Raw genomic sequence first — 1,257 nt, 5'->3', positions numbered from 1 at the left:
AGCGTTCCCGCTGGCGGGGACGCCCTCTTCAATGGCTCACTGGCACTAAACTTCGGCAGCAAGCTGACAGCACGAGCCAGAACGTCCACCGGCCACTCACCGTATGTTTCGCCAACGCTGCGCGGAGCGTGGCCTTGAATGGCGTCGCGCACCTCGGGTTCCATCCCTGCTCGACGCGCGAGCGTTTTGTATAGGTGCCTCCACCCGTGGTTGGGTTGGACATGAGGGTCGTCAACGCCAAGGTCGCGCACCCACGCGGCCAAGCGCTCGCCGACCTTCCGATGATGGGCGTTGCCAGCGGACCCACCTCGACCGCGCGCCGGGTCGAAGAAGATTGGCCCCTCACCTGCCCGTTGCGCAATCCTAGGCAGACCCTGCTCGACCAGATGCGGATGGAGCGGCACCAAACGCGCCTGTCCACTTTTGGTCGAACCAGCTTCCGGCGTGATCCGCATCACCCAGAAACCTTCGACCTCGACAATGTCGCAACCGCGCATTTGCGCGATCTCACCTACACGCGCGCCGGTGTAGGCGCAAATCCACGGAATCCAGCGTCGAGCGAGGGCGTGTTCAGGACTGATCTTTCCATGGTCCCTACACAGGGATGCCGACAATATCGTGCGCGCTTCCGCAGAGGTGAAGCTGGGGCCTCGCGGACGGTGCCGCTTCGGCACACGCACGGACACGCCAGCAGCGGGGTTGGCGTCCAGCTTTCGATTCTCGACGCCCCACGCAAGCACAACCTTGATGGAAGCGAGATAAACTTCACGGATCGTCCGACCACTCACTCCCTGACGAGCGAGCGCCTCCTTCCAGCCAATGATATCGTCGGCACTAATGCGGCGAGGCTCGTCGTGCCCAAGATGCCCAACAAGATGACCGATCACCGGACGCCAACGCTTGATGGTCGCGGGCGACGGTTGGCGCTCGCGTAGATATCCCTCGAAGATTGCCATCAGGTTCGGCGAGGAAGCCTGTCTGCGGACGGCGTTCGTCGGCTTTGCAGGAAGTGCGTTGATTGCGGGCGCAGGAGATGGATCGTCGAGCCGTCCAGCTTTGGCCCTCTCAATGAGATCACGAAAATACTGGATGACCGGAGCCGCCAGTCGATTGGCATCCGATTTGGAAACCCTCCCGAGGCGTCGGGTCAGGTTCGTCTTTCCGATCGTCGTGCGAAGGGCGGCGGGCACCACAATACGGACTTCGAATCCGCCATCACTCGACACTCGAACATGCGTCATTAGCCGCATTTTGTAG

Annotated in this window: 1 protein-coding gene; it reads right to left on the bottom strand. The window is 61.8% G+C overall.

What is annotated here, in order from left to right:
* A partial coding sequence (locus tag LL253_RS19655) for a site-specific integrase (protein ID WP_266101097.1) occupies positions 1-1,257 on the bottom strand: 1,257 nt, incomplete at both ends.

Source organism: Sphingobium soli, from assembly GCF_020782245.1.
Taxonomy (GTDB): Bacteria; Pseudomonadota; Alphaproteobacteria; order Sphingomonadales; family Sphingomonadaceae; genus Sphingobium; species Sphingobium soli.
Note: the sequence above shows the minus strand (reverse complement) of the source record. Positions and strands in the feature narration are given on the sequence as shown.